Annotated in this window: 23 protein-coding genes and 2 pseudogenes; 20 read left to right on the top strand and 5 right to left on the bottom strand. The window is 66.6% G+C overall.

All coding sequences use genetic code 11. The annotated features are described in order from the left end of the window. The first annotated feature begins 87 nt into the window (after positions 1-87). Positions 88-774, top strand: coding sequence for a glutathione S-transferase family protein (locus ACODSC_RS00775; protein WP_488810886.1), 687 nt, complete (start codon positions 88-90; stop codon positions 772-774). 6 nt (positions 775-780) lie between these two features. On the opposite strand, the gene ACODSC_RS00770 is transcribed toward ACODSC_RS00775, so the two are convergent. Together ACODSC_RS00770 and ACODSC_RS00765 are read right to left on the bottom strand one after the other, a co-directional pair. After that, positions 781-1,164, bottom strand: coding sequence for a VOC family protein (locus ACODSC_RS00770; RefSeq protein WP_488810884.1), 384 nt, complete (start codon positions 1,162-1,164; stop codon positions 781-783). Between the two features lie 61 nt (positions 1,165-1,225). After that, positions 1,226-2,332: an S-(hydroxymethyl)glutathione dehydrogenase/class III alcohol dehydrogenase gene (locus ACODSC_RS00765; RefSeq protein WP_488810882.1), complete on the bottom strand. Its 1,107-nt coding sequence runs from the start codon at positions 2,330-2,332 to the stop codon at positions 1,226-1,228. A 212-nt stretch (positions 2,333-2,544) separates the two neighbouring features. On the opposite strand from ACODSC_RS00765, the pseudogene ACODSC_RS00760 reads away from it, so the two are divergent. Next, positions 2,545-3,256, top strand: a pseudogene (locus ACODSC_RS00760) (NAD-dependent deacylase). A 61-nt stretch (positions 3,257-3,317) separates the two neighbouring features. Here the strand turns inward: ACODSC_RS00760 and ACODSC_RS00755 are convergent. Both ACODSC_RS00755 and ACODSC_RS00750 read right to left on the bottom strand, forming a co-directional pair. After that, positions 3,318-3,868 (bottom strand): annotated as a pseudogene (locus ACODSC_RS00755) (OmpA family protein). Positions 3,869-4,310: 442 nt separating this feature from the next. Continuing rightward, positions 4,311-4,850, bottom strand: a complete 540-nt coding sequence (locus ACODSC_RS00750; protein WP_488810880.1) for a hypothetical protein — start codon at positions 4,848-4,850, stop codon at positions 4,311-4,313. Positions 4,851-5,146: 296 nt separating this feature from the next. Between ACODSC_RS00750 and ACODSC_RS00745 the strand changes: the two genes are divergently transcribed. The 18 genes from ACODSC_RS00745 (at position 5,147) to ACODSC_RS00660 (ending at position 21,203) form a co-directional block, all read left to right on the top strand. Next, positions 5,147-6,559 (top strand): protein adenylyltransferase SelO, encoded by a 1,413-nt coding sequence (locus ACODSC_RS00745; RefSeq protein WP_488810878.1) that lies wholly within the window; start codon positions 5,147-5,149, stop codon positions 6,557-6,559. Positions 6,560-6,681: 122 nt separating this feature from the next. Beyond that, positions 6,682-7,200 (top strand): DUF2975 domain-containing protein, encoded by a 519-nt coding sequence (locus ACODSC_RS00740; protein ID WP_488810876.1) that lies wholly within the window; start codon positions 6,682-6,684, stop codon positions 7,198-7,200. A gap of 12 nt (positions 7,201-7,212) precedes the next feature. Beyond that, positions 7,213-7,431, top strand: a complete 219-nt coding sequence (locus ACODSC_RS00735; protein ID WP_184279353.1) for a helix-turn-helix domain-containing protein — start codon at positions 7,213-7,215, stop codon at positions 7,429-7,431. 203 nt (positions 7,432-7,634) lie between these two features. Further along, complete coding sequence (locus ACODSC_RS00730; RefSeq protein ID WP_488810874.1) at positions 7,635-8,045, top strand: DoxX family protein; 411 nt, start codon at positions 7,635-7,637, stop codon at positions 8,043-8,045. Between the two features lie 178 nt (positions 8,046-8,223). Next, positions 8,224-8,706, top strand: coding sequence for a MerR family transcriptional regulator (locus tag ACODSC_RS00725; RefSeq protein WP_135193530.1), 483 nt, complete (start codon positions 8,224-8,226; stop codon positions 8,704-8,706). Positions 8,707-8,709: 3 nt separating this feature from the next. Beyond that, a complete protein-coding gene (locus ACODSC_RS00720; protein ID WP_488810871.1) occupies positions 8,710-10,494 on the top strand; it encodes an acyl-CoA dehydrogenase C-terminal domain-containing protein in 1,785 nt (594 codons plus the stop codon). 168 nt (positions 10,495-10,662) lie between these two features. Beyond that, positions 10,663-11,826: an acyl-CoA dehydrogenase family protein gene (locus ACODSC_RS00715; RefSeq protein ID WP_488812120.1), complete on the top strand. Its 1,164-nt coding sequence runs from the start codon at positions 10,663-10,665 to the stop codon at positions 11,824-11,826. Positions 11,827-11,939: 113 nt separating this feature from the next. Then, positions 11,940-12,272 (top strand): GIY-YIG nuclease family protein, encoded by a 333-nt coding sequence (locus tag ACODSC_RS00710; RefSeq protein ID WP_488810869.1) that lies wholly within the window; start codon positions 11,940-11,942, stop codon positions 12,270-12,272. 80 nt (positions 12,273-12,352) lie between these two features. Then, on the top strand, positions 12,353-13,189 hold the full coding sequence (locus ACODSC_RS00705; protein WP_488810867.1) for a 16S rRNA (uracil(1498)-N(3))-methyltransferase: 837 nt from the start codon (positions 12,353-12,355) through the stop codon (positions 13,187-13,189). A gap of 137 nt (positions 13,190-13,326) precedes the next feature. Beyond that, entirely contained in the window at positions 13,327-14,688 is a 1,362-nt protein-coding gene (locus ACODSC_RS00700) for a glutamate--cysteine ligase (RefSeq protein ID WP_488810865.1), read from the top strand. Positions 14,689-14,746: 58 nt separating this feature from the next. Then, positions 14,747-16,324, top strand: a complete 1,578-nt coding sequence (locus tag ACODSC_RS00695) for an ATP-binding protein (RefSeq protein ID WP_488810863.1) — start codon at positions 14,747-14,749, stop codon at positions 16,322-16,324. A 125-nt stretch (positions 16,325-16,449) separates the two neighbouring features. Then, on the top strand, positions 16,450-17,025 hold the full coding sequence (locus ACODSC_RS00690) for a chemotaxis protein CheD (RefSeq protein ID WP_488810861.1): 576 nt from the start codon (positions 16,450-16,452) through the stop codon (positions 17,023-17,025). A gap of 53 nt (positions 17,026-17,078) precedes the next feature. After that, positions 17,079-17,333 carry a type II toxin-antitoxin system ParD family antitoxin gene (locus ACODSC_RS00685; RefSeq protein WP_488810859.1) on the top strand — a complete coding sequence of 85 codons (255 nt, stop codon included), beginning with the start codon at positions 17,079-17,081 and terminating at the stop codon, positions 17,331-17,333. Continuing rightward, positions 17,330-17,650 carry a type II toxin-antitoxin system RelE/ParE family toxin gene (locus tag ACODSC_RS00680; RefSeq protein WP_488810857.1) on the top strand — a complete coding sequence of 107 codons (321 nt, stop codon included), beginning with the start codon at positions 17,330-17,332 and terminating at the stop codon, positions 17,648-17,650. Before ACODSC_RS00685 ends, ACODSC_RS00680 begins: the two co-directional genes overlap by 4 nt. Beyond that, entirely contained in the window at positions 17,647-18,396 is a 750-nt protein-coding gene (locus ACODSC_RS00675; protein ID WP_488810855.1) for a DUF72 domain-containing protein, read from the top strand. The genes ACODSC_RS00680 and ACODSC_RS00675 overlap by 4 nt, the downstream gene beginning before the upstream one ends. A 75-nt stretch (positions 18,397-18,471) precedes the next feature. Then, on the top strand, positions 18,472-19,533 hold the full coding sequence (locus ACODSC_RS00670) for an NAD(P)-dependent alcohol dehydrogenase (RefSeq protein WP_488810853.1): 1,062 nt from the start codon (positions 18,472-18,474) through the stop codon (positions 19,531-19,533). A 128-nt stretch (positions 19,534-19,661) separates the two neighbouring features. Next, complete coding sequence (gene phbB / locus ACODSC_RS00665; RefSeq protein ID WP_488810851.1) at positions 19,662-20,387, top strand: acetoacetyl-CoA reductase; 726 nt, start codon at positions 19,662-19,664, stop codon at positions 20,385-20,387. A gap of 99 nt (positions 20,388-20,486) precedes the next feature. Then, positions 20,487-21,203, top strand: a complete 717-nt coding sequence (locus ACODSC_RS00660) for a DUF4908 domain-containing protein (RefSeq protein WP_488812118.1) — start codon at positions 20,487-20,489, stop codon at positions 21,201-21,203. A gap of 3 nt (positions 21,204-21,206) precedes the next feature. On the opposite strand, the gene gloB is transcribed toward ACODSC_RS00660, so the two are convergent. Beyond that, a complete protein-coding gene (gloB, locus tag ACODSC_RS00655; RefSeq protein WP_488810849.1) occupies positions 21,207-21,929 on the bottom strand; it encodes a hydroxyacylglutathione hydrolase in 723 nt (240 codons plus the stop codon). Between the last annotated feature and the right edge of the window lie 9 nt (positions 21,930-21,938).

Raw genomic sequence — 21,938 nt, 5'->3', positions numbered from 1 at the left:
CGTCGCAGCCGATATGTCCACCTGACCGGCGCTCGCAACGCGCAAGCCCGTGACACGTTCGGTTTCGGACAGGAGAGGAAGATCGCCATGATCACCGTCACCGCCTTCAAATGGGTTCCGCCCTTCGCCGCCGGCCAGGTGCGTGACCATCGGGTGCGATGGATCCTGAACGAGGCGGGCTGGCCCTATGAAATCCGGCTGCTGGACGCCGTCGATCAGAAGTCGCCCGACCACAGGGCGCGCCAGCCGTTCGGCCAGGTGCCGACGCTGGAGGAGGACGGCCGACCGCCGATGTTCGAGAGCGGGGCCATCGTCTGGGACGTCGCCGAACGCGCGGGCGTGCTGATCCCGTCCGATCCCGTAATGCGGGCGCAGGTTTTAGGCTGGTATTTCGCCGCCCTGAACAGCGTCGAAGGGGCGTTGGCCAATGTCGCGGAAGCCGAGTTCTTCCTGCCCGACGAAGCGGCCAAGGCGGTGCGGCGACCGCAGGTCCTCCCCTTCGCCAAGCAGCGCCTGGGCGAGCTTGAGGCGGCGCTGGGCGACCGGGAATGGCTGGTCGGGGAGGACTTTACAGTCGCCGACCTGATGATGAGTTCGGTGTTGAAGATCGCCGCGTCGCTGAAGCTGCTGGATGGGTTTCCTGCGCTTCAGGCCTATTACGACCGCTGCCTGGATCGCCCGGCCTATAAACGGGCCGTCGCTGATCAATGCGCCGCCATCGCCGCCCACGGGCCGCGCGACATGCGCTATCGCGAGGCCCAGGGCGCAGGCTGATCGCCGTCAGCCGACCCGGTGCATGGCGACGATCTTGTTGCCCGACGGATCGCGCAGATAGGCCAGCACAAGCGTGCCGAACGGGCCCTGACGCTCGCCGGGCGGGTCCTCGATGGCGCGGCCGCCGGCGGCGACGCCGGCGTCGTGGAAGGCCTGGACCATCTCGGGCGTCTTGGCATGAAAGCCGATGGTGCCGCCATTGGCGTGGCAGGCGGGGTCGCCGTCGATGGGCGCGCCGACGGCAAAGGCGCCCATGCGGGTGCGCCACCAGTAACGGCCCTTGGGATCGGGCCCCTGCCCCGGCTCGACGCCCAGGGCGCCGAGCGCCGCATCGTAGAACCGGCGCGACGCCTCGATGTCGTTGGCGCCGACGGTGACGTGGGTGAACATGGTCAAACCTCCCTCTTTCAGTCCGTTTCTTTAGACAACGAACTGCGCGACGTGCAAGGCGTCAGAACACCACGACGCTGCGGATGCTCTTGCCTTCGTGCATCAGGTCGAAGGCCTTGTTGATGTCTTCCAGGCCGAAGGTGTGGGTGATCATCGGGTCGATCTCGATCTTGCCGTCCATGTACCAGTCGACGATCTTGGGCGTGTCGGTGCGGCCGCGCGCGCCGCCGAAGGCGCTTCCCCGCCACACCCGCCCCGTGACCAGCTGGAACGGGCGGGTGGCGATCTCCTTGCCGGATTCGGCGACGCCGATGACGACGCTCTCGCCCCAGCCGCGGTGGCAGGCCTCAAGCGCCTGGCGCATGACGACCGTGTTGCCGGTGCAGTCGAAGGTGTAGTCCGCGCCGCCGTCGGTCAGTTCGACCAGATGGGCCACCACGTCGGACACCTCCTTCGGATTGACGAAATGGGTCATGCCGAAGCGACGGCCCCACTCTTCCTTGTCGCCGTTGATGTCCACGCCGACGATCATGTCGGCGCCGACCATCTTCAGCCCCTGGATGACGTTCAGCCCGATGCCGCCCAGACCGAAGACCACGGCGTTGGCGCCCGGCTCGACCTTGGCCGTGTTGACCACGGCGCCCACGCCCGTCGTCACGCCGCAGCCGACGTAGCAGGCCTTGTCGAAGGGCGCGTCCTTGCGGATCTTGGCCACCGCGATCTCGGGCAGGACGGTGAAGTTCGAGAAGGTCGAGCAGCCCATATAGTGGGCGATGGCCTGGCCCTTGTAGCTGAAGCGGCTGGTGCCGTCGGGCATGACGCCCTTGCCCTGGGTCGAGCGGATCGAGGTGCACAGGTTGGTCTTGCGCGACAGGCACGACTTACACTGGCGGCATTCCGGCGTGTACAGCGGGATGACGTGATCGCCGACCGCGACCGAGGTCACGCCCGGACCCACCTCGACCACCACGCCCGCGCCCTCGTGCCCCAGGATGCTCGGGAAGATGCCCTCAGAGTCCAGGCCGTCCAGCGTATAGGCGTCGGTGTGGCAGATGCCGGTGGCCTTGATCTCGATCAGCACCTCGCCGGCGCGCGGCCCTTCCAGATCGACCTCGACGATCTCGAGCGGGCGTTTGGCCTCGAAGGCGACGGCGGCGCGGGTTTTCATGGCGGGCTCCTTGATTTGCGCCTGTTTCTCACGAGCGACGGCGTGAGCGCCAGCCCGACATGTGCACTTGTGGCGTCACATTTTTTTTGAGTGCACTTTCGTGCACTTTTCCACCGGGTCCCGGTGCCGCCCTCCCCGGCGACGCGCGAGGTCTAGCAGACGCGTGCGTCAAAAGCGGTCGCCGGGGAGGGCGGCCCGGGAGAACGAAGGCCATGACCCATCGCAACCTCGTCGTCCTGACCGGCGCCGGCATATCGGCCGAGAGCGGGGTGCCGACGTTTCGGGCCGACGACGGGCTGTGGTGCGGGCACAGGGTCGAGGAGGTGGCGACGCCGCAGGGGTATGCGGCCGATCCGGGACGGGTGCAGGCCTTCTACAATCAGCGGCGGCGGCAGTTGGCCCAGGTCGAGCCGAACGCGGCGCATCGGGCGCTGGCCGATCTGGCGGCGCGGTGGGAAGGGGCGTTCCTGCTGGTGACGCAGAACGTCGATGATCTGCACGACCGGGCGCATCGTGACATGCCGCCTGCGGCCGGGTTCGACCTGATCCATATGCACGGCGAACTGCTGAAGGCCCGCTGCACCCGGTCGGGAGTGGTGGCGGACTGGCCCGGCGACATGGCGGCGGATGAGGCCTCGCCGCATCATCGGCAGGGGCGGATGCGGCCGCACATCGTCTGGTTCGGTGAGATGCCGCTGGAGATGGAGCGGATCGAGGGGGCGCTGGAGGCCTGCGACCTGTTCGTCTCCATCGGCACGTCGGGGGCGGTCTATCCCCGCGGCGGGGTTCGTGCAGGCCGCGCGCCATGCCGGGGCGCGGACGGTGGAGATCAATCTGGAGCCGACGCAGGGCGCGCGCCTGTTCGACGAAGGCGTCTATGGGCCGGCGACGCAAGCCGTGCCCGCCTTCTTCGACACGCTGTAGAAACGAAAACGGCGGCCGCTGCGAAGCGGCCGCCGTTCCGGTGTTTCAAGCGCGCAAAGACCTAGGCGAGGACCACGATGGTCACGCGGCGGTTCTGCGAACGGCCTTCCGGGGTGTCGTTGGAGGCGACCGGCTCTTCCGGGCCGTAGGAGATGGTCGACATCCGGTTCAGGGCGACGCCCTGACGGTTCAGGAAGCGACGAACGGCCTCGGCGCGCTGTTCGCCCAGTTCGTTGTTGTGCTCGACGGGGCCGGTGGCGTCCGTATAGCCCTGGATTTCCAGATAGACGTTCTTGTTCTCGCCTGCAGACGCTGGGCGAACTGGGCCAGGCGCTGCTCGGCTTCGGGCGAAAGGGCCGAGGCGTCGGTGGGGAATTTCACGGAATCGTCGGACAGGACGACCTGATAGAGGAACTTGCCCTCGGCCAGTTTGTGGGCGTCGTTGGCGCGTTGCAGGGCTTGGCCTGCGGTGCCTTCGACGGTGGTCACGCGGTTGTCGACGACCTCGACCTGATCACGCACGAAACGGTGGCTGGCGCAGCCGCTGGCCGCAAAGCCGAGGGCGATGAGGGCGCCGCCGACGACCGCCGTCCTGAGTTTCGATCTGCTCAAGTTCTGTCTCCTTCTTGCCGGGGGCGCCACGCCCAGTTCATGCGCAAGATGAAAATGGCGTAGGCGAGAAGGCGGAGTAATGACGTGCTTTGGGCAGGAAAATGTCAGCTTAGCCGTAAGGAAACGCGCTTTTCCGCACTATTATTGCGCAGGCGTGGAACCTGGGCGCGAGATCGGACGTTGGGCCGCCATAAGGCTTCGCCATGGCGGACGCGCTGATCTGGCTCTGATCTTGCGCAGCGATCGGTTGTATTTCCCCGACGCCACGTTCCTGCCGCGACCGAATGTTTTCAACAGGTCGTCGTGATTTTTTACAGGCGTTCGTTGCTGATGACCATGCGACCGATGGTTCACACCGCATCACGGTTGGGCGATTGAGCCATCCGGCGCACCCCGGCCGGAGCCGGCGATGGCCGCTCGCCGTCGCCTTCGTGGTCGCGGGTCACGCGGCCGTGGTGCTGATCATGACGGCTGTGCGGCCGACGCCGTTGCCTGCGCTGACGCCGGAAGAGCCTCCGGTGATGGTCGAACTGGTCGATCCGCCCCCTCCTCCGTCGCCCGCCCGGATCATCGCGCCCGATCCCTCGCCCCAGCCCGACGCTCCGGCGGCGGCGGCCGAGACGCCAACGCCGCTGAGGCCCGCGCCGCAGCGCCGCCCGCCCGCCGTCGCCGCAGCCCGCCCCCGGCTGGTCGTCACGAAGCGCCCCCCCGACGTCGAACCCCTGCCCGCCGCGCCCGCGCCGCCGGGACCGCCCCTGCCCTTGTTGGGCGCAGCGCAACTGGCCGGCGCCATGACCGTGGGCGCAGGTCCGGGCGGCGGGGGAGCCGGCGTGGGCGGCGGCGGCGGATCGGGCGGGACCGGCTCAGGCTCCGGGTCAGGCGGCGGATCGTGCGACATGGTGCGCTGGGTCCAGGACGCGGTGCGCGACGACCTGGCGGTGCGCCGCGCCGTCATCGCCGCCGCCCAGGAAATGGACGCCAATGGCCGCGCCATCCTGGTGTGGAACGGCGACTGGCTGCAGAGCCGCAATCAGTCGGGCAAGGGTCTGGCCGGCGTGCGCCAGGCCATCGCCCTGGAAGTCGCCTTCGCCCCGGCCGAGTGCAAGACCCAGCGGATGACTGGCCGTTCTAAAGCTGGAAGACCGGGCCGGCGGCGCGCAACTGGCGCTGGGCAAGGGCAGCTGGCGCTGGTCGGATCTGCTGGGGGCGGGCTAGTTCGCCGGGATAAAATGGTCCTTCGCCGTTGCACTTGCGCAGGGTCCGACGCACCTAGCCCCCATGCCCCCTTCCCCCGCCTATCGTCCCGAACCGCGCTTCTTCGACCTGGGGCCGGATTACGCCGACGCCGTGAAGGCGGGGGACTTCCCGCAGACCGTGGTGCGGTTCCGCAACGACCGCGCCGCCGCCGAGGTGGGGCTGGAGGGGCTGAGCGCGGCGGAATGGATCGCCGCCTTCGGTCGGTTCGAGCCGCTGCCGGGTCAGCCGGGGCCGATCGCCATGCGCTATCACGGCCATCAGTTCCGCCACTACAATCCCGACCTGGGCGACGGGCGCGGCTTCCTGGCGGCGCAGATGCGGGATGGCGCCGACCGTCTGATGGATTTGGGAACGAAAGGCTCGGGCCGGACGCCCTGGTCGCGCAGCGGGGACGGGCGGCTGACGCTGAAGGGCGGGCTGCGCGAGGTGCTGGCGGCGTCGATGCTGGAGGCGCAAGGCGTCCCCACCAGCCGCGCCTTCTCCCTGATCGAGACCGGCGAGGCGCTGGAGCGCGGGGACGAGCCGTCGCCGACGCGTTCCGCCGTTCTGGTGCGGCTGTCGCACAGCCATGTGCGGTTCGGCACCTTCCAGCGCGCGGCCTATCTGGGGCGGGTCGATCAGATCGAGACACTGATCGAGCACGTCCGCACCCTTTATCACCCGACGGTCGCCGCCGGGGATGCGCCCGGCCTGCTGACCGCCATCGTCGAGGCCTCGGCGAAACTGACCGCGCGCTGGATCGCGGCGGGGTTCGTGCACGCGGTGCTGAACACCGACAATCTGAACGTCACGGGCGAGAGCTTCGACTACGGCCCCTGGCGGTTCCTGCCCGACTACGACCCGGCCTTCACCGCCGCCTATTTCGACCAGACCGGCCTTTACGCCTTCGCGCGCCAGCCCGAGGCGGTGTTCTGGAACCTGACGCAGCTGGCGGGCTGTCTGAAACTGGTCGCCGATGTGGAGCCGTTGACCCAGGCGCTGAACGGGTTCGGGCCGGCCTATATCCGTGAACTGCGCGCCGCCTTCCTGATGCGGCTGGGGGTGCTGAGCCTGGGCGAGGCGGCGGATCAGCGGCTGGTCGATGCGACCCTGGCGCTGTTGAGAGAAGGCGGCGCGGCGATGCGGTGGGAGCCGCTGTTCTTCGACTGGTTCGGCGGCTTCGCCTCCTCGGCCCGCGCCCTGTCGGGACCGCGCGCGAAATCGTATCAGGGCGAGGCCTTCGACGCCTTCCGCTTCGCCCTGCTGGAGCATGAGCCCGACCGGGTCGAACGGCTGGAGCATCCTATGTTCGCCGCCCGCGAGCCCGAGGAGATGCTGATCGACGAGGTCGAGGCGATCTGGGCCGCCATCGACGCCAATGACGACTGGACGCCCTTCCACGCCAAGCTGGCCCGGCTGGAGGCGGCCCGCGTCGCCTGGGGCTTCAGCGCCTGATACGAACCTTACGAAAGCTTCATCTCGTTTATCGATAATGTTCTTGCCCGTTTATCGATAAATCCATATCGATAGTCACCAAGGCGGTCGCGGAGGGCGACCCGTTTGGAAGGGCTATCAAGATGAAACTCGTCGGCAAACGGTCGGCCGCCAGCGCTCTGCGGTGGCTGCTGGGCTTCCTCAACGTCTTCGTCATGATCGGCGCCATTGCTGTCGGCTGCGCGCTGATCGCCAGCATGGTCGTCGGCGTACAATGGATGGACGCGCTGCGCGAAGAGGCAACGAGTTCTGGTGGTAACGTCGAACTGACCGGCCACCTGACGCTGCTGGGGGCCTTCCTGGCCTGCGGCCTGACCTGGTGGGTCATCAACCGGCTGCGACGCATCCTGTTGTCGGTCAATCAGGGCGACGCCTTCGAGCTCGCCAACGTCAAACGGCTTCAGGCCGTGGGTTTCGGCCTGCTGGGCATCCAGCTGACCGCCCTGATGCTGGCCATCGTTGCGCCCCAGGCCATCGGCCAATCCGCGTCCGACTACGATTTCAGCCTGGGGTCCTGGCTGGGCATCCTCGTGGTCTTCATCCTGGCCGAGGTGTTCCGGCAGGGGTCGGCCATGCGCGACGAACAGATGACCACGGTCTGAGAGCGGCGCGCCATGATCATGATCCAGCTGGACCGCCTGCTGCTCGAACGCCGCATGTCGCTGACCGAACTGTCCGACCGCGTCGGCGTCACCCTGGCCAACCTGTCGATCCTCAAGACCGGCAAGGCCCGGGCCGTGCGCTTCTCCACCCTAGACGCCCTGTGCCGCGAGCTGGACTGCCAGCCCGGCGACCTGATTGTCCAGACGCCGGGACCGCAGCCCGAGGGCTGAGACGGGGGAATCGTCAGAACCCGTTGCATGGCCGGCGCGAATCGGGCATTCGCGCCGGCCCTGAAACACAAAGTCATCAACTGATGTCATCAGTTGATGTCATCGCGTGATGACAAATCTGGAGAGCGCCGCTATATACCCCTTGCGAACCGGACATCCCAATCCGATATCGCGACTGTTACGAAATCCAGGTTCCTCCCCCGATGACCACCTCGACCTTCACCACCGCCCCGTCGCGCACCGCCTATCGCAACATCGCCCTGTGGACGTTGCAGGGCTGGATCGCGATGTTCTTCATCGCCGCCGGCTACGCCAAGCTGACCGAGCCGATGACCAATCTGATCAACCTGATGGGCTGGCCCGCCGTGGCCCCCGAGAACATGGTGCGCGGCATCGGCGTCGTCGAGCTGGTGCTGGCGCTGGGCGTGCTCAGCCCGCTGATCTCGTGGCGCGTCGGCCGCCCCCTGCTGCTGACGGCTTCGGTCGGCCTGGTCGTGCTGGAATCGACCATGCTGGTCATCCATGCGCTGAGCCAGGACGTCGGCCTGGCGGTGGTCAACGCCATTCTGCTGGCCCTGACCGTCCCGGTTCTGCTGGGCCGCCGCAAGGCCTGATCGCCTTCTGAAAGAGATCGAGCGCCGGACCCCTCCCCCCTCCAGTCCGGCGTTTGCGCCCGGAACCTCCCCCCAGGTTCCGGGCTTTTTCATGCCTGAAAACCGGCCTCGCAAAAAGCTTACCCTTACGTGCGCGTAAAGCGCTTCCCTTTACGCGCACGTCAAGTTATGTTGGGTCATGGCCACCGCCGACGACCACCGCACCTATTCCATCCGCCAGCTCTGCCGCGAGTTCGGGGCCACGGCGCGCGCCCTTCGATTCTATGAAGACAAGGGCCTGCTGACCCCTGCGCGCAAGGGACAGACGCGCGTCTATGACGCCCGCGACCGCGCCCGGCTGAAACTGATCCTGAGGGGCCGCCGCATCGGCTTCACCCTTCAGGAGATCCAGGACATGATGGATCTCTATGATCAGAAGGACCACAACGTCCATCAGATGGCGGTGGCCCTGGTGCGGCACCGCGCCCAGATCGCGGCGCTGAAACAGCAGCTGGAAGACATCGAAGGCGCCATCGAGACGGCCGAACAGGCCTGCAACTGGATGGAATCCAAGCTTTCCGAACACCGCCCCGACCTGCTGCCGGGCGCCGAAGACTATGAGAAGCTGCTGCGCGCGCGTCTCAACCACGATCATCACCACCCCTTCAAAGCAAGAGCGTAATCCATGGCCTACAAGGCGCCTGTCCGCGACTTCACCTTCATCCTGAATGAAGTGCTGGAGATCGACCGCTACACCAACCAGCCGGGCTTCCAGGACGTCTCTTCGGATCTGGTCGGCCAGATCCTGGAAGAAGGCGCCAAGTTCGCCGACGAAGTGATCGCTCCGATCAACAATCCGGGCGACAAGGAGGGCTGTCACTGGTCCGAGGGCGGCGTGGTGACCGGTCCCAAGGGCTGGAAGGAAGCCTACAAGGCCATGTCGGAAGCCGGCTGGATGGCGCTGGCCGCCGACCCGGCCTACGGCGGTCAGGGCATGCCCAGCGTGGTGGCCTCGGCCTTCGGTCAGATGACGGCCGGCGCCTCGGCGGCCTTCTCGATGTATCCGGGCCTGACCGCCGGCGCCTATGCCGGCATCCACGCCAACGCCTCGGACGAGCTGAAGGCGAAATATCTGCCCAAGATGGCGACCGGCGAATGGTCCGGCACGATGAACCTGACCGAGCCCCAGTGCGGCACGGATCTGGGCATGGTGCGCACCAAGGCCGTGCCGAACGGCGACGGAAGCTATTCCATCACCGGACAGAAGATCTGGATCTCGGCCGGCGAGCACGACTTCGCCGACAACATCATCCACACGGTCCTGGCCCGCGTCGAGGGCGCGGTTCCGGGCATCAAGGGCCTGTCGCTGTTCGTCGTGCCCAAGTTCCTGGTCAACGAGGACGGGTCGCTGGGCGAGCGCAACACGCTGGAATGCGCCGGGCTTGAGCACAAGATGGGCATCCACGGCAACGCCACCGCCGTGATGCAGTACGACGGCGCCAAGGGCTGGCTGATCGGCGAAGAAGGCCGCGGCATGAACAACATGTTCGTGGTGATGAACGAGGCCCGCCTGGGCACCGGCCTGCAAGGTCTGGCCATCGGCAACGCCGCCTATCAGGCCGCCGTCGAGTTCGCCAAGGACCGCCTGCAGGGCCGCAGTCTGACCGGACCCAAGAACCCGGACGGCCCGGCTGACTCGATCATGGTCCACCCCGACGTGCGCCGCATGCTGCTGGAGGCCCGCGCCTTCGTCGAAGGCGGCCAGGCCTTCATCCTGTGGACCGCCCTGCACGCCGACCTTGAGAAGTCCGAAGACGAGGCCGTCGCGACCAAGGCCAAGGATTACATGGGCCTGCTGACGCCCGTGCTGAAGGCCTATCTGACCGACAAGGGCTTCCATGTCGCCTCGCTGGGCATGCAGGTCCACGGCGGTTCGGGCTACACCGAACACTTCCCCGCCTCGCAGTATCTGCGCGATGCCCGCATCACCATGATCTACGAAGGCACCAACGGCATCCAGGCGCTCGACCTGGTCGGCCGCAAGCTGCCCGCGGCCGGCGGTCGAGCCATCATGACCTGGTTCGGCGAGATCGACGCCTTCGTCGCCGAGAACGGCGGCAATGAAGCCATCAAGCCTTTCGTCGAAGGCCTGGCCGACACCAAGGCCAAGCTGCAGGACGGCACCATGTGGCTGATGCAGAACGGCATGGCCAACCCGGACAACGCCGGCGCCGCCTCGACCGACTATCTGAACCTCTTCGGCCTGACGGCGATGGCCTATATGTGGGCGCAGATGGCCAAGGTGGCTCAAGGACAGGTCGAGGCGGGTTCGACCGACCCGTATTACGCCACCAAGCTCCAGACCGGCCGCTACTTCGTCGAGCGCATCCTGCCCGACGCCGGCGCCCACCTGGCCAAGATGAAGACCGGCGCCGACGTCCTGATGGCCATGCCGGCCGAGGCGTTCTGAGGATAACCCGTCTCCTCCCCGCTTTGCGGGGAGGTGGCGCGGCGCCTCTTCTTCGGCGCCGTGACGGAGGGGCTCTTTCCGTCGCTCGTTCCTGAAACCCAGCGGTGGACAGAGCCCCTCCACCGCTTCGCGGTCCCCCTCCCCACGGAGTGGGGAGGAGACATGACAATGAACGTGCTGGGCAGCCCCGACCCCGATTTCATGCGCGAAGAAGAGATCACCCTCTTCTCCGACAGCGTCGGCAAATGGATCGACGAGCACGCGCCGCCGGAGAAGGTCCAGTCCTGGATCGCCAATTCCAGCGTGCCACGCGACCTGTGGACCCAGGCCGGGACCGACGGCCTCTTGGGCCTGTCCATGCCCGAGGACGACGGCGGCATGGGCGGCGACTACCGCCATGAAGTCGTGCTGATGCGCCAGCTGGGCTGGAAGGGCGCGGACCATTTCGGCATCAGCCTGCACAACGCCATCGTCGCCCCCTACATCTGGCATTACGGCACGCCGGAGCAGAAGGCGCGCTGGCTGCCCCGGCTCCAGTCCGGCGAACTGGTCGGCGCCATCGCCATGACCGAACCGGGCGCGGGTTCCGACCTGCAAGGCGTCAAGACGACGGCGGTCAAGTCCGGCAACGGCTATGTCGTCAACGGCTCCAAGACCTTCATCACCAACGGCCAGCTGGCCAACTTCATCATCGTGGTGGCCAAGACCGACCCAGCGGAGGGTGCCAAGGGCACGTCACTGATCGTGGTCGAGACGGACGGGGCCGAAGGCTTCGAACGCGGCCGCAACCTGCACAAGATCGGCATGGAGGGGAACGACACCTCCGAACTGTTCTTCAACGACGTGAAGGTCCCCGGCGACAACATCATCGGCGGCGCCGAGGGCCAGGGCTTCGTCCAGCTGATGCAGCAACTGCCGCAAGAACGTCTGAACATCGCCGTCCAGGGGGTCGCCGCAGCCGAGCGCGGGCTGGAGGCGACGCTGGCCTACGTCAAGGAACGCAAGGCCTTCGGCAAACGGGTCATCGACTTCCAGAACACCCAGTTCAAACTGGCCGAGGTGAAGACCAAGCTGACCGTCGCCAAGGTCTTCGTCGACCACTGCATCGGCCTGCACCTGAAGGGCCAGCTCGACGCCGCCACCGCCTCAATGGCCAAATACTGGGTCACGGACATCCAGGGCGAGACCCTGGACGAGATGCTGCAACTGCACGGCGGCTATGGCTATATGAACGAATACGCCATCGCCCAGCTGTACAAGGACGCGCGGGTCCAACGCATCTACGGCGGCACGAACGAGATCATGAAGCTGCTGATCGCGCGGACGCTTTAGGCCTCCCCCATCCTTGTCATCCCCGACGAAGCGAAGCGAAGATCGGGGACGGATCCAGCACCGACTTGACCGCTCCCGGACAACCCGCAAGGGTTGAGCCGGGAGACGGGGTCATGGCCAAAAGCTTCTATGTCTATCTGCTCGCCAGCGGCCCTTGCGGCTATCTTTACGTCGGTGTGACGAACGATATCGTGCGTCGTGTGGCTGAGCATAAGTCGGGGCTGATCCCCGGTTACACGGCGGACCGCGGCATCGACCAACTGGTCTGGTACGAAACGCATCAATACGTCGACCAGGCGATCCTGCGGGAAAAGCGCATCAAGCGCTGGTTGCGAGAATGGAAGTTCGCCCTGGTCGAGAAAGACAATCCACGCTGGCTGGATCTTTACGGCGAAGTGCGGGCGAAGGCTGAGCCCGGTTCGGCTGCGCCGACCGGGCTTGGGTAGGTGGTCAGTGGTGTCCGTCCCGGCTCTTCGCTTCGCTGCGGCCGGGATGACAAGTGATTGTCCACGCGTCATGTAGAGCGATGATCCGCCTTCACGTCACATCGCCCCTTTCCGCCGCCGTCGCCGTCGCCCCCACCCTCGACCAGTCGCGCTATTTGACCCAGGTCATGCGACTGAAGGTCGGAGACGAACTGCTGGTCTTCAACGGCCACGACGGCGAATGGCGCTGCACCATCGCCGAAGTCCTGAAGAAGGGCGTGATCCTGCGCGCTGAGGAGCAGGTGCGGCCCCAGACCTATGGTCCCGATCTGGAGTTGATCGTGGCCGTGGTGAAGAAGGCGCGGGTCGAGACCATCGTGGAGAAGGCCGCAGAACTGGGCGCGCGCCGGGTGCGGCTGGTCCTGACCAAGCGGACCAATGCGGACCGCATCCGCCTGGACCGTCTGGACGCCATCGCCGAAGAGGCCGCCGAACAGACGGGCCGGCTGGATGTGCCCCCCGTCGACGATCCGATGAAACTGGACGCCATTTTGGACGGCTGGGAGGCCGGGCGCCGGCTGATGTTCTGCGACGAAACGGGCGGCGCGCCGGCGATGTCGGCGCTTATTCCTCCCCCGTCGGGGGAGGGGGACCGCGCGCAGCGTGGTGGTGGGGGCCAGCCCCGAACGCCGAACTCGGATCAGGCCCCCTCCACCCCTTCGGGGTCCCCCTCCCCCGATGGGGGAGGATATTTGGGTCAACCCTGGTCCATCCTGATCGGTCCCGAAGGCGGCTTTTCGCCGGAAGAGGGCGAGCGGTTGCGGTCCCTGCCCTTCACAACCGCCGTCTCTCTGGGCCCGCGAATCCTGCGGGCGGATACCGCCGCCATCGCCGCCATGACCCTGTGGCAAGCCGCTGTGGGGGACTGGGACCGCTGAGCGCTCGCCCTCAAGGAGCGAGCCGCCGCGCGGCGAGCGATAGGGAAAGAAAAGGCGCCCCCTTGAGCCGGCCCCGAACCTCGCCCATCTAGCCGCGACACACGGTCGCTCAGGATGCGCCGGAGGGGATCTGTCGCATGACCGAAAACGCGCCGCTGAGCCGCGAGGCCCTGATCGAGGCCATGTCCAAGGGCGCCAAGCCCAAGGACCAGTGGCGGATCGGCGCCGAGCACGAGAAGTTCGGCTTCGACAAGACCACCCTGGCCCGCCCCGGCTACGAAGGCCCGAACGGCATCAAGGCCATGCTGGAGGGCCTGCAACGCTTCGGCTGGGCGCCGGTCGAGGAGAACGGCGTCCTGATCGGGCTTGAACGCCGCAACGCCGAGGGCTTCATCGCCTCGGTCAGCCTGGAGCCGGGCGGTCAGTTCGAGCTGTCGGGCGCGCCGCTTCTGACCATCCACGACATCTGCAACGAGACCGGCCAGCACCTGATGGAGGTCAAACAGGTGGCCGACCAGCTGGGCGTCGGCTTCCTGGGCGCCGGTTTCGACCCGCTGTGGACGCGCGAGCAGGTGCCGGTCATGCCCAAGGGCCGCTACGACATCATGCGCGCCTATATGCCCAAGGTCGGGACCCTGGGCCTGGATATGATGCTGCGCACCTGCACCATCCAGGCGAACCTCGACTTCGACAGCGAGGCCGACATGGTGGCCAAGTTCCGCACCTCGCTGGCGCTGCAGCCGATCGCCACCGCCCTGTTCGCCTGTTCGCCCTTCACCGAGGGCCGCCCGAACGGCTTTCTGTCGGCCCGCGCCAACGTCTGGACCGACACCGACGCCGACCGCACCGGCATGCTGGGTTTCGTGTTCGAGGACGGCTTCGGCTTCGAGCGCTACGCCGACTATGCGCTGGACACCCCGATGTATTTCGCCAAGCGCGACGGCCATTACGTGGACGCCTCGGGCCAGTCGTTCCGCGATTTCCAGGCCGGCAAACTGCCCGCCCTGCCCGGCGAATATCCGACGATCAAGGACTGGAACGACCATCTGACCACCCTCTTCCCCGAGGTGCGGCTGAAAGCCTATCTGGAAATGCGCGGCGCCGACGGCGGCCCGTGGAGCCGGATCTGCGCCCTGCCCGCCCTGTGGGCCGGCGTCCTGTACGACGCCCCATCGCTGGCCGCCGCCTGGGACCTGGTCAAGGACTGGGACATCGCCGACCACGAGCGCCTGCGCCGCGACGTGACCCGTCTTGGCCTGAAGGCCGAGGTGGCGGGCCGGTCGGTGCGCGACATCGCCGTGGACCTGGTCGACATCGCCAAACAGGGCCTGAAGAACCGCGCCAAATTCTCGGGCGGCATGGTGGACGAGCGCGGCTATCTGTCGGAACTGGAAGACATCGCCGAAAGCGGCGTCACCCCGGCCGAACGCCTGCTGGACCTGTACCACGGCGCCTGGCGAGGCGATGTGTCGCGCATCTACGCCGACTTCGCCTACTGACGAAAGTCGTCCTTAACCCGCTAAGGCTAGACAGGTCGCGAGTTTGAAGGACGCCGCAATGACCTGTCTGCCGATCGCCGCCGCGCCCTATGCCGACGCGCCCTCGGACGTGGACATGGACGCCCTGTTCGACGTCTCGCTGGACCTGATGGTGGTGCGCGAGCTGGCCGGTCCGGTGGTGCGCGCCAGCGCCTCCTGGTTCACGACCCTGGGCTATCGGCCCGAGGAACTGGTGGGGGTCCTGTTGCCCAGCCTGGTCCATCCCGACGACCTGCCCGCAACCTATTTCAGCATCGAGGAGGTCGAGCATCGCAAGGCTGGCGATCCCGTCCTGGGTCAGATCAACCGCTACCGCCACAAGGACGGCCGTTACGTCGCCCTAGAATGGCGGGCGCAACGGTTCGGAAACCGCATCTTCGGCGTCGCCCGCGACGTGACCGACAAGCTGGCCGCCGAACAGGCCCTGCGCGACGCCATGGCCGTCGCCGAGGCCGCCAACCGCGCCAAGTCTGACTTCCTGGCCAATATGAGCCACGAGATCCGTACGCCCCTGAACGGCGTGATCGGCGTCGTCGATGCTCTGTCGCGCACCGACCTCAGCCCCGAACAGGCCGAGATGGTCGCCCTGGTCGCCAGTTCGGGCGTGACGCTGGAACGGCTGGTCTCGGACATTCTGGATGTGTCCAAGATCGAGGCCGGCCAGCTGGACCTGGAGACCCGCCCCTTTGATCTGGACGAAGCCCTGGTCGCGTCGCTGGACGTCATGCGCCTGCGCGCCGAGGCCAAGGGGCTGACGCTGAACGTCCGGCGCGATCCGGACGCGCGCGGCGTCTTCGTCGGCGACAGCACACGGATCGGCCAGGTTCTGGACAATCTGCTGTCCAACGCCATCAAGTTCACCCATCAGGGCAAGGTCTGCGTCAGCGTGGTGGTGGACGAGGATTCCGACGGGCTGACGCTGCTGACCCTGACGGTCGAGGACACTGGCGTCGGCTTCTCGTCCGACCACGCCGCGCGCCTGTTCGACCGCTTCAGCCAGGCCGACAGCACCATCACCCGGCGCTTTGGCGGCACGGGCCTGGGCCTGTCGATCTGCCGGTCCCTGGTCGAGATGATGGGCGGCCGGATCGCCGCCGCCTCGACGCCGGACGTGGGCAGCCGCTTCACGGTCGAAATCCCCCTGGTCCGCGCCGGCTCCCTGACCGATTACGACACACGCGAACGGGTAAGGGCGACCGAGGCCCAGCGCGCCCTGCGCCCCTTGCGCGTGCTGCTGGCCGAGGATCATCCCGTCAACCAGCGGGTCGTGCAGCTGATCCTGGCGGCGCATGACATCGAGATCGTCACCGTCGCCGACGGCGCCCAGGCCCTGGCGGTCTTCCAGGACGAGGTCTTCGACCTGGTGCTGATGGACATGCAGATGCCGACCATGGACGGTCTGACCGCCACCCGCGCCATCCGCCGGATCGAAACCGAGCGGCCCGCCCAGGCCCGCACCCCCATCATCATGCTCAGCGCCAACGCCATGGCCGAGCACCGCGATCAGGCCCAGGCCGCCGGCGCCGACATCCATGTCCCCAAGCCCATCACGGCGGCCAGCCTGCTCGCGGGCATTCAGGCGGTCGTCGCCGGCTGACGACCCGATGTGGTCAGGAACCGCGCCGATACGGATGGGCGAAACCCCCTATTCGGCCGTACATACTCCGTACACTACGCCGTACTATACTGAGGCCCAGTGTCAGTGGATTGCGCGTAACGATCATGAAGTACGATATTCGCAGCCGCGTCTGGGATCTTGACGGGCGGACCGTCCACTACACGTCCATCGCTCAGGGCGAATACAGCGTCAGCGACGATCCCGACGCCGTGATCACCACCGTGCTTGGATCCTGCGTCGCGGCCTGCATCCGCGATCCGCGAGCGGGGGTCGGCGGCATGAACCATTTCGTCCTGCCGGAACCGGCGCAGGACTCGACCACCCCCTATGACAAGACCCGCTATGGCTCCTATCTGATGCAGCGCCTGGTCGACGACCTGCTGGAGCGCGGGGCGGACCTGCGACGGCTGGAAGCCCAGGTCTTCGGCGGCGCCAGCCCCGGCAGCTCCTATTACAATATTGGCGAGCGCAATGTGGCCTTCGCCTTGAAATTCCTGGGAGACCTGGGCATCGCAACGCGTGACGCCAGCCGTGTCGGACAGTCCGGCTGCAGGCTCGAATACTGGCCCGCGTCCGGCAAGACGGTCCACCGCCCCCTGGCGACGCCGCAAAAGCCCAAGCCGCCGCTGATCAAGCTGCGTCGCATCATGCCTCTGGTTCTGCCGCCCGTAGCGGCCTAGGCGCGATTGACAAACCTTGCCAAGGGGTCATCCTTCTGCGGAAGGAGGCCCCCATGGCGACGATGAACATTTCCCTGCCCGACCCGATGAAGGCGTGGGTGGAAGAGCAGGCGAAATCCGGCCGCTACGCCAACACGTCCGACGTCGTGCGCGACCTGATCCGGCGCGAGCAGGTCAAGGCCGAAAAGATCGCCAATATGCAAAGGCTGATCGACGAGGGGCGGGCCAGCGGGATTAGCGACATGACCATGGCGGATATTCGCACCGAAGCGCTGTCTCGCATCGCCGCACGGCGTAAGGCGGGATGAGCGGCTTTCGGCTGTCGAAGGAGGCGAGCGAGGATCTCATCGCCATCTACATCCAGGGTCACGACCAGTTCGGTCCGCGACAGGCCGACTGCTATCAAGACGATCTCGACGCCCTGTTCGTGCGCTTGGCGGCTTCGCCGGGCATGGCCCGACTGCGTCTCGAATACGATCCGCCTGTGCGCGTGTTCGCCTTCAAGGCCCATGTGATAATCTATGATCAGGAACCGGGCGGCGTTCTCATCCAGAGGGTTCGTCACGGACACGAGGATTGGCAAGGCGATCCTCATGGCAGCCGCGACGAAGGGAACGAACCATGACCCACCCCATCTACATCGGCGTCGGCGGCTGGACGTTCGAACCGTGGCGCGGGGTCTTCTATCCGGAAGGTCTGGTTCAGAAACGCGAGCTGGAATACGCCGCATCGAAACTGACCTCGATCGAGATCAACGGCACCTATTATTCGACCTTCAAGCCCGACAGCTGGCGCAAGTGGCGCGACGAGACGCCGGACGGTTTCGTCTTCTCGGTCAAGGCCAGCCGCTACTGCACCAATCGCAAGGTGCTGTCCGAAGGCGGCGAGAGCTTCGACCGGTTCCTGTCCCAGGGGCTGACCGAACTGGGCAACAAGCTTGGGCCGATCAACTGGCAGTTCATGGGAACCAAGAAGTTCGACCCCGAGGATTTCGAGGGCTTCCTGAAGCTGTTGCCCAGGGAGAAGGACGGCCTGCGGCTGCGTCATGCGCTGGAGGTTCGCAACCCGACCTTCGCCACGGAACAGTTCCATGACCTGGCCCGAAAATACGGTGCGGCCATCGTCTATGCGGTCGATGACGAGGAGCCGACCTGGCCCCAGATCGACGAGGAAACATCTGACTTTAGATACGCCCGGCTGATGTCGAGCCGCGAGGACGAACCGACCGGCATGACGGCGGCTGAACTGGACGCGGTGGCGACACAGGCCAAGGCCTGGGCCAAGCGCGGCGAGGTCTTCGCCTATTTCATATCGGGCGCGAAGGTGCGGAACCCCGCAGCGGCTCAGGCGCTGATCGAAAAGCTGAAATAGGCGTCGCCGCCTTGCGGACCTGCGCCCGCCGTCTCATCTGAGGCCGGCTCACTGCAAAGCCTGAAGGACATTCCCATGCCGATCGCCACACGCGCCTTCGCCGCAACAGCCGCCGACAAGCCGCTGGCGCCCTACAGCTTCGACCGCCGCGATCCCGGCCCGGACGACGTGCTGATCGACATCAAATATTGCGGCGTCTGCCACTCCGACATCCACATGGCGCGCAGCGAGACGGGCCCCGCCCCCTATCCGCTGGTGCCCGGCCACGAGATCGCCGGACTGGTGAAGGCCGTGGGCTCCAACGTCACCCGCTTCAAGGAAGGCGACCGCGTCGGCGTGGGCTGTATGGTCGACAGCTGCCGCGAGTGTTCGTCGTGCCAGGAGGGGCTGGAGCAATATTGCGTGCCCGGCTTCACCGGCACCTACGGCAACAAGGACAAGAAGGGCGGCACGAACGAGACGATCACCCAGGGCGGCTATTCCGACCACATCACCGTCGATCAGCATTTCGTCCTGTCCATCCCCGACAACCTGCCGCTGGACGCCGCCGCTCCCCTGCTGTGCGCCGGCATCACCACCTATTCGCCGCTGAAGGAATGGAAGATCGGTCCGGCGTCCAAGGTCGCGGTCATCGGCCTGGGCGGCCTGGGCCATATGGCGGTCAAGCTGGCGGCCGCCATGGGGGCGGAGGTCACCGTCCTGTCCACCTCGGACCGCAAGAAGGCCGACGCCGAGCGGATGGGCGCCAAACATTTCCTGATCAACTCGGACGCGGACGCCATGAAGGCCGCAGCCGAGAAGTTCGACCTGATCATCAACACGGTGTCCGCGACGCACGAGATCGCCAGCCACGTCCAGCTTCTGGCCCGCGACGGGACCATGGTCATGCTGGGCCTGACGACCGAGGGCCTGCCGGTCTATGCGGTGCCGCTGCTGTGGCGTCGTCGTCGCATCGCCGGCTCGCTGATCGGCGGCATCGCCGAAACGCAGGAGATGCTCGACTTCTGCGCCCAGCACGACATCGTCTGCGACATCGAAACCATCGCCCCGGCCGAGATCAACGACGCCTATGAGCGGATGCTGAAGTCCGATGTCCGCTATCGCTTCGTCATCGACATGGCGAAGATCGCGGCCTGATCTACGGCCTCGGCCGGAACCTGGATCTTCCCCTTGCGTAAGAATGACGACTTGCGCGAGGGGACCGGGCCGTTAACCTGAACCTCGACAAGGCCTTCTGAAAGGCCGGCAAAGGGACAGGAGACGACATGGCGCGTGTGGCGTTCGTAACCGGCGGGACTCGGGGCATAGGCAAGGCCATCGTCCAGCGACTGAGCGAGGACGGGGTGCGTGTCGCCGCCGGCTATTCCGGCAATGACGAGGCCGCCCAGGCCACGGCCAAGGCGCTGGGCGTCATGGTGGTGAAGGGCAATGTCGGCAGTTTCGACGACTGCGCCCGCGCGGTGGCCGAGGTCGAGGCCGAGTTGGGGCCCATCGACATCCTGGTCAACAACGCCGGCATCACCCGCGACGGCTTCTTCCACAAGATGAGCCACGACCAGTGGTCCGATGTGATCCGCGTCAATATGGACAGCGTCTTTAACATGACGCGCCAGGTGATCAACGGCATGCGCGACCGGGGCCACGGCCGCATCGTCAACATCTCCTCGATCAACGGCCAGAAGGGCCAGATCGGCCAGACCAACTATTCCGCCGCCAAGGCCGGGATGATCGGCTTCACCAAGGCGCTGGCGCTGGAGAATGCGCGCAAGGGCGTGACCGTGAACTGTATCGCGCCCGGCTATATCGACACCGAGATGGTCGGCGCCATGGACCCCAAGGTGCTGGAAGGCATCATCAGCCACATCCCCGTCGGCCGCCTGGGCAAGGGCGAGGAGATCGCGGACATGGTCTCCTGGCTGGTGGGCGAGCGTGCCGGATATGTCACAGGCTGCACACTCTCGTTGAACGGCGGTCAGTACCTGGTGGGTTGAGGGCCCTTCGCCCAAAATCCGCCTCGCGGCGCTTTCATCAAGACAGTCATGAAGTTGTTGGAAACGGTCAGGGCGAAAAAATCGCCAGGCGTGACCGCGATGGCGGTCGCCGCCCTCGCGGCCGTCGGCGTTTCCGTTATGGCGCCTGCTGTGGTTCCGGCAGATTGCCACGCCCAGTCCCGACGCTCGGTCCCGCCCACCGCCCGCTATGTGACCAGCACCGGCCAAGCCTTCGTTCTGGACACTTCGGGCGCGCGCGCCCTGATGCGGCTGGAGCGGTCGACCGAGGTCTGGGTGCTGCGCCCCACGCCGGCCCCGCGCGGCGACATCATCTATCGCAACGACAACGGCGATCAGGTGCTCCGCGTCACGCCGGACGGCGGCGTGACCCTGTACACCACCGCCGCCCCGCAAGGGTCGCCGGCCTCGCGCGTCGGCGAGGGGCAGAGCCTGGCCCGCGCAGCCATGACCGGCGCCCAGCTGGTCGATTACTTCATGCGCCAGAGCTACCGCGCCAGCCAGGCGATGGGACGGCTGATCGTCATCGACGTGGACATCCAGCCCGGCTCGGAACAGGTCGCCGCCGACGCCGTCTCGGCCGCCAGCGACGCCATCGTGCGCATGGCGCGATCCTCCAACCTGCGCAGCCAGGTCGATCGGGTGCGGCGCGTGGTGGTGTCCGACCAGGGCCGTCCCGCCGTCACCCTGGTCCAGGGCACCTTGCGCATCGTCATCAATCCCGGCGCGGGTCTGGCCGGCCGCCCGTCCTCGGCGCGGATCGTGCGGGTCGTGGGCGGCGACGCCCTGAACCGCTAAGACCTAGAAGGCGTCCTTGGCCGCCCGCCGCGCGGCGAACTGATCCGCATCCGTCGCAGTCATGAACGGATTGAACCGCTTTTCCACGCCCAGCGTCGTCGGCACGGTCGGTTCGCCCCGATCCCGCGCCGCGAAGATCGCCTCGGCATGGGCCAGGGTCTCGGGCCGGTCATCCAGGCTGAGGGTGAAACGGGCGTTCGAGGCCGTATATTCGTGCGCGCACCAGATCACGGTCTGGTCGGGCCAGGCCTTCAGCCGTTGCAGGCTTTCGAACATCTGTTCCGGCGTCCCTTCGAACAGCCGCCCGCAGCCCAGAGCGAACAGGGTGTCGCCGGTGAACGCCAGCTCATCCGCCGGCGCGTGGAACACGACATGGCCCAGGGTGTGGCCCGGCGTCAGCGTAACCTCGAACCGCGTCTCGCCCACCATGACCACATCGCCGTCCGCGACCACCCGGTCCAGCGGCGCGACCTTGCGCACCTCCTCCGGCCCCACGATCTCGCACCCCGTCTCGGCCTTCAGCCGCGCATTGCCCTCGGTGTGATCCGGGTGCCAGTGGGTGTTCAGGATCAGGTCCAGCCGCCCCCAGCCCAGCCCCTCCAACTCTTCCAGAATCCGCGCCGCATCCGGCGTATCGACCGCCGCCACCAGGCCGGTCGCGGCGTCGCGGATCAGGAAGCCGTAGTTGTCGCTGCGGCAGGGGAACAGATGCACATCCAAGGTCATGCGCGCATC

This window comes from Brevundimonas sp. FG128 (assembly GCF_057809775.1).
Note: the sequence above shows the minus strand (reverse complement) of the source record. Positions and strands in the feature narration are given on the sequence as shown.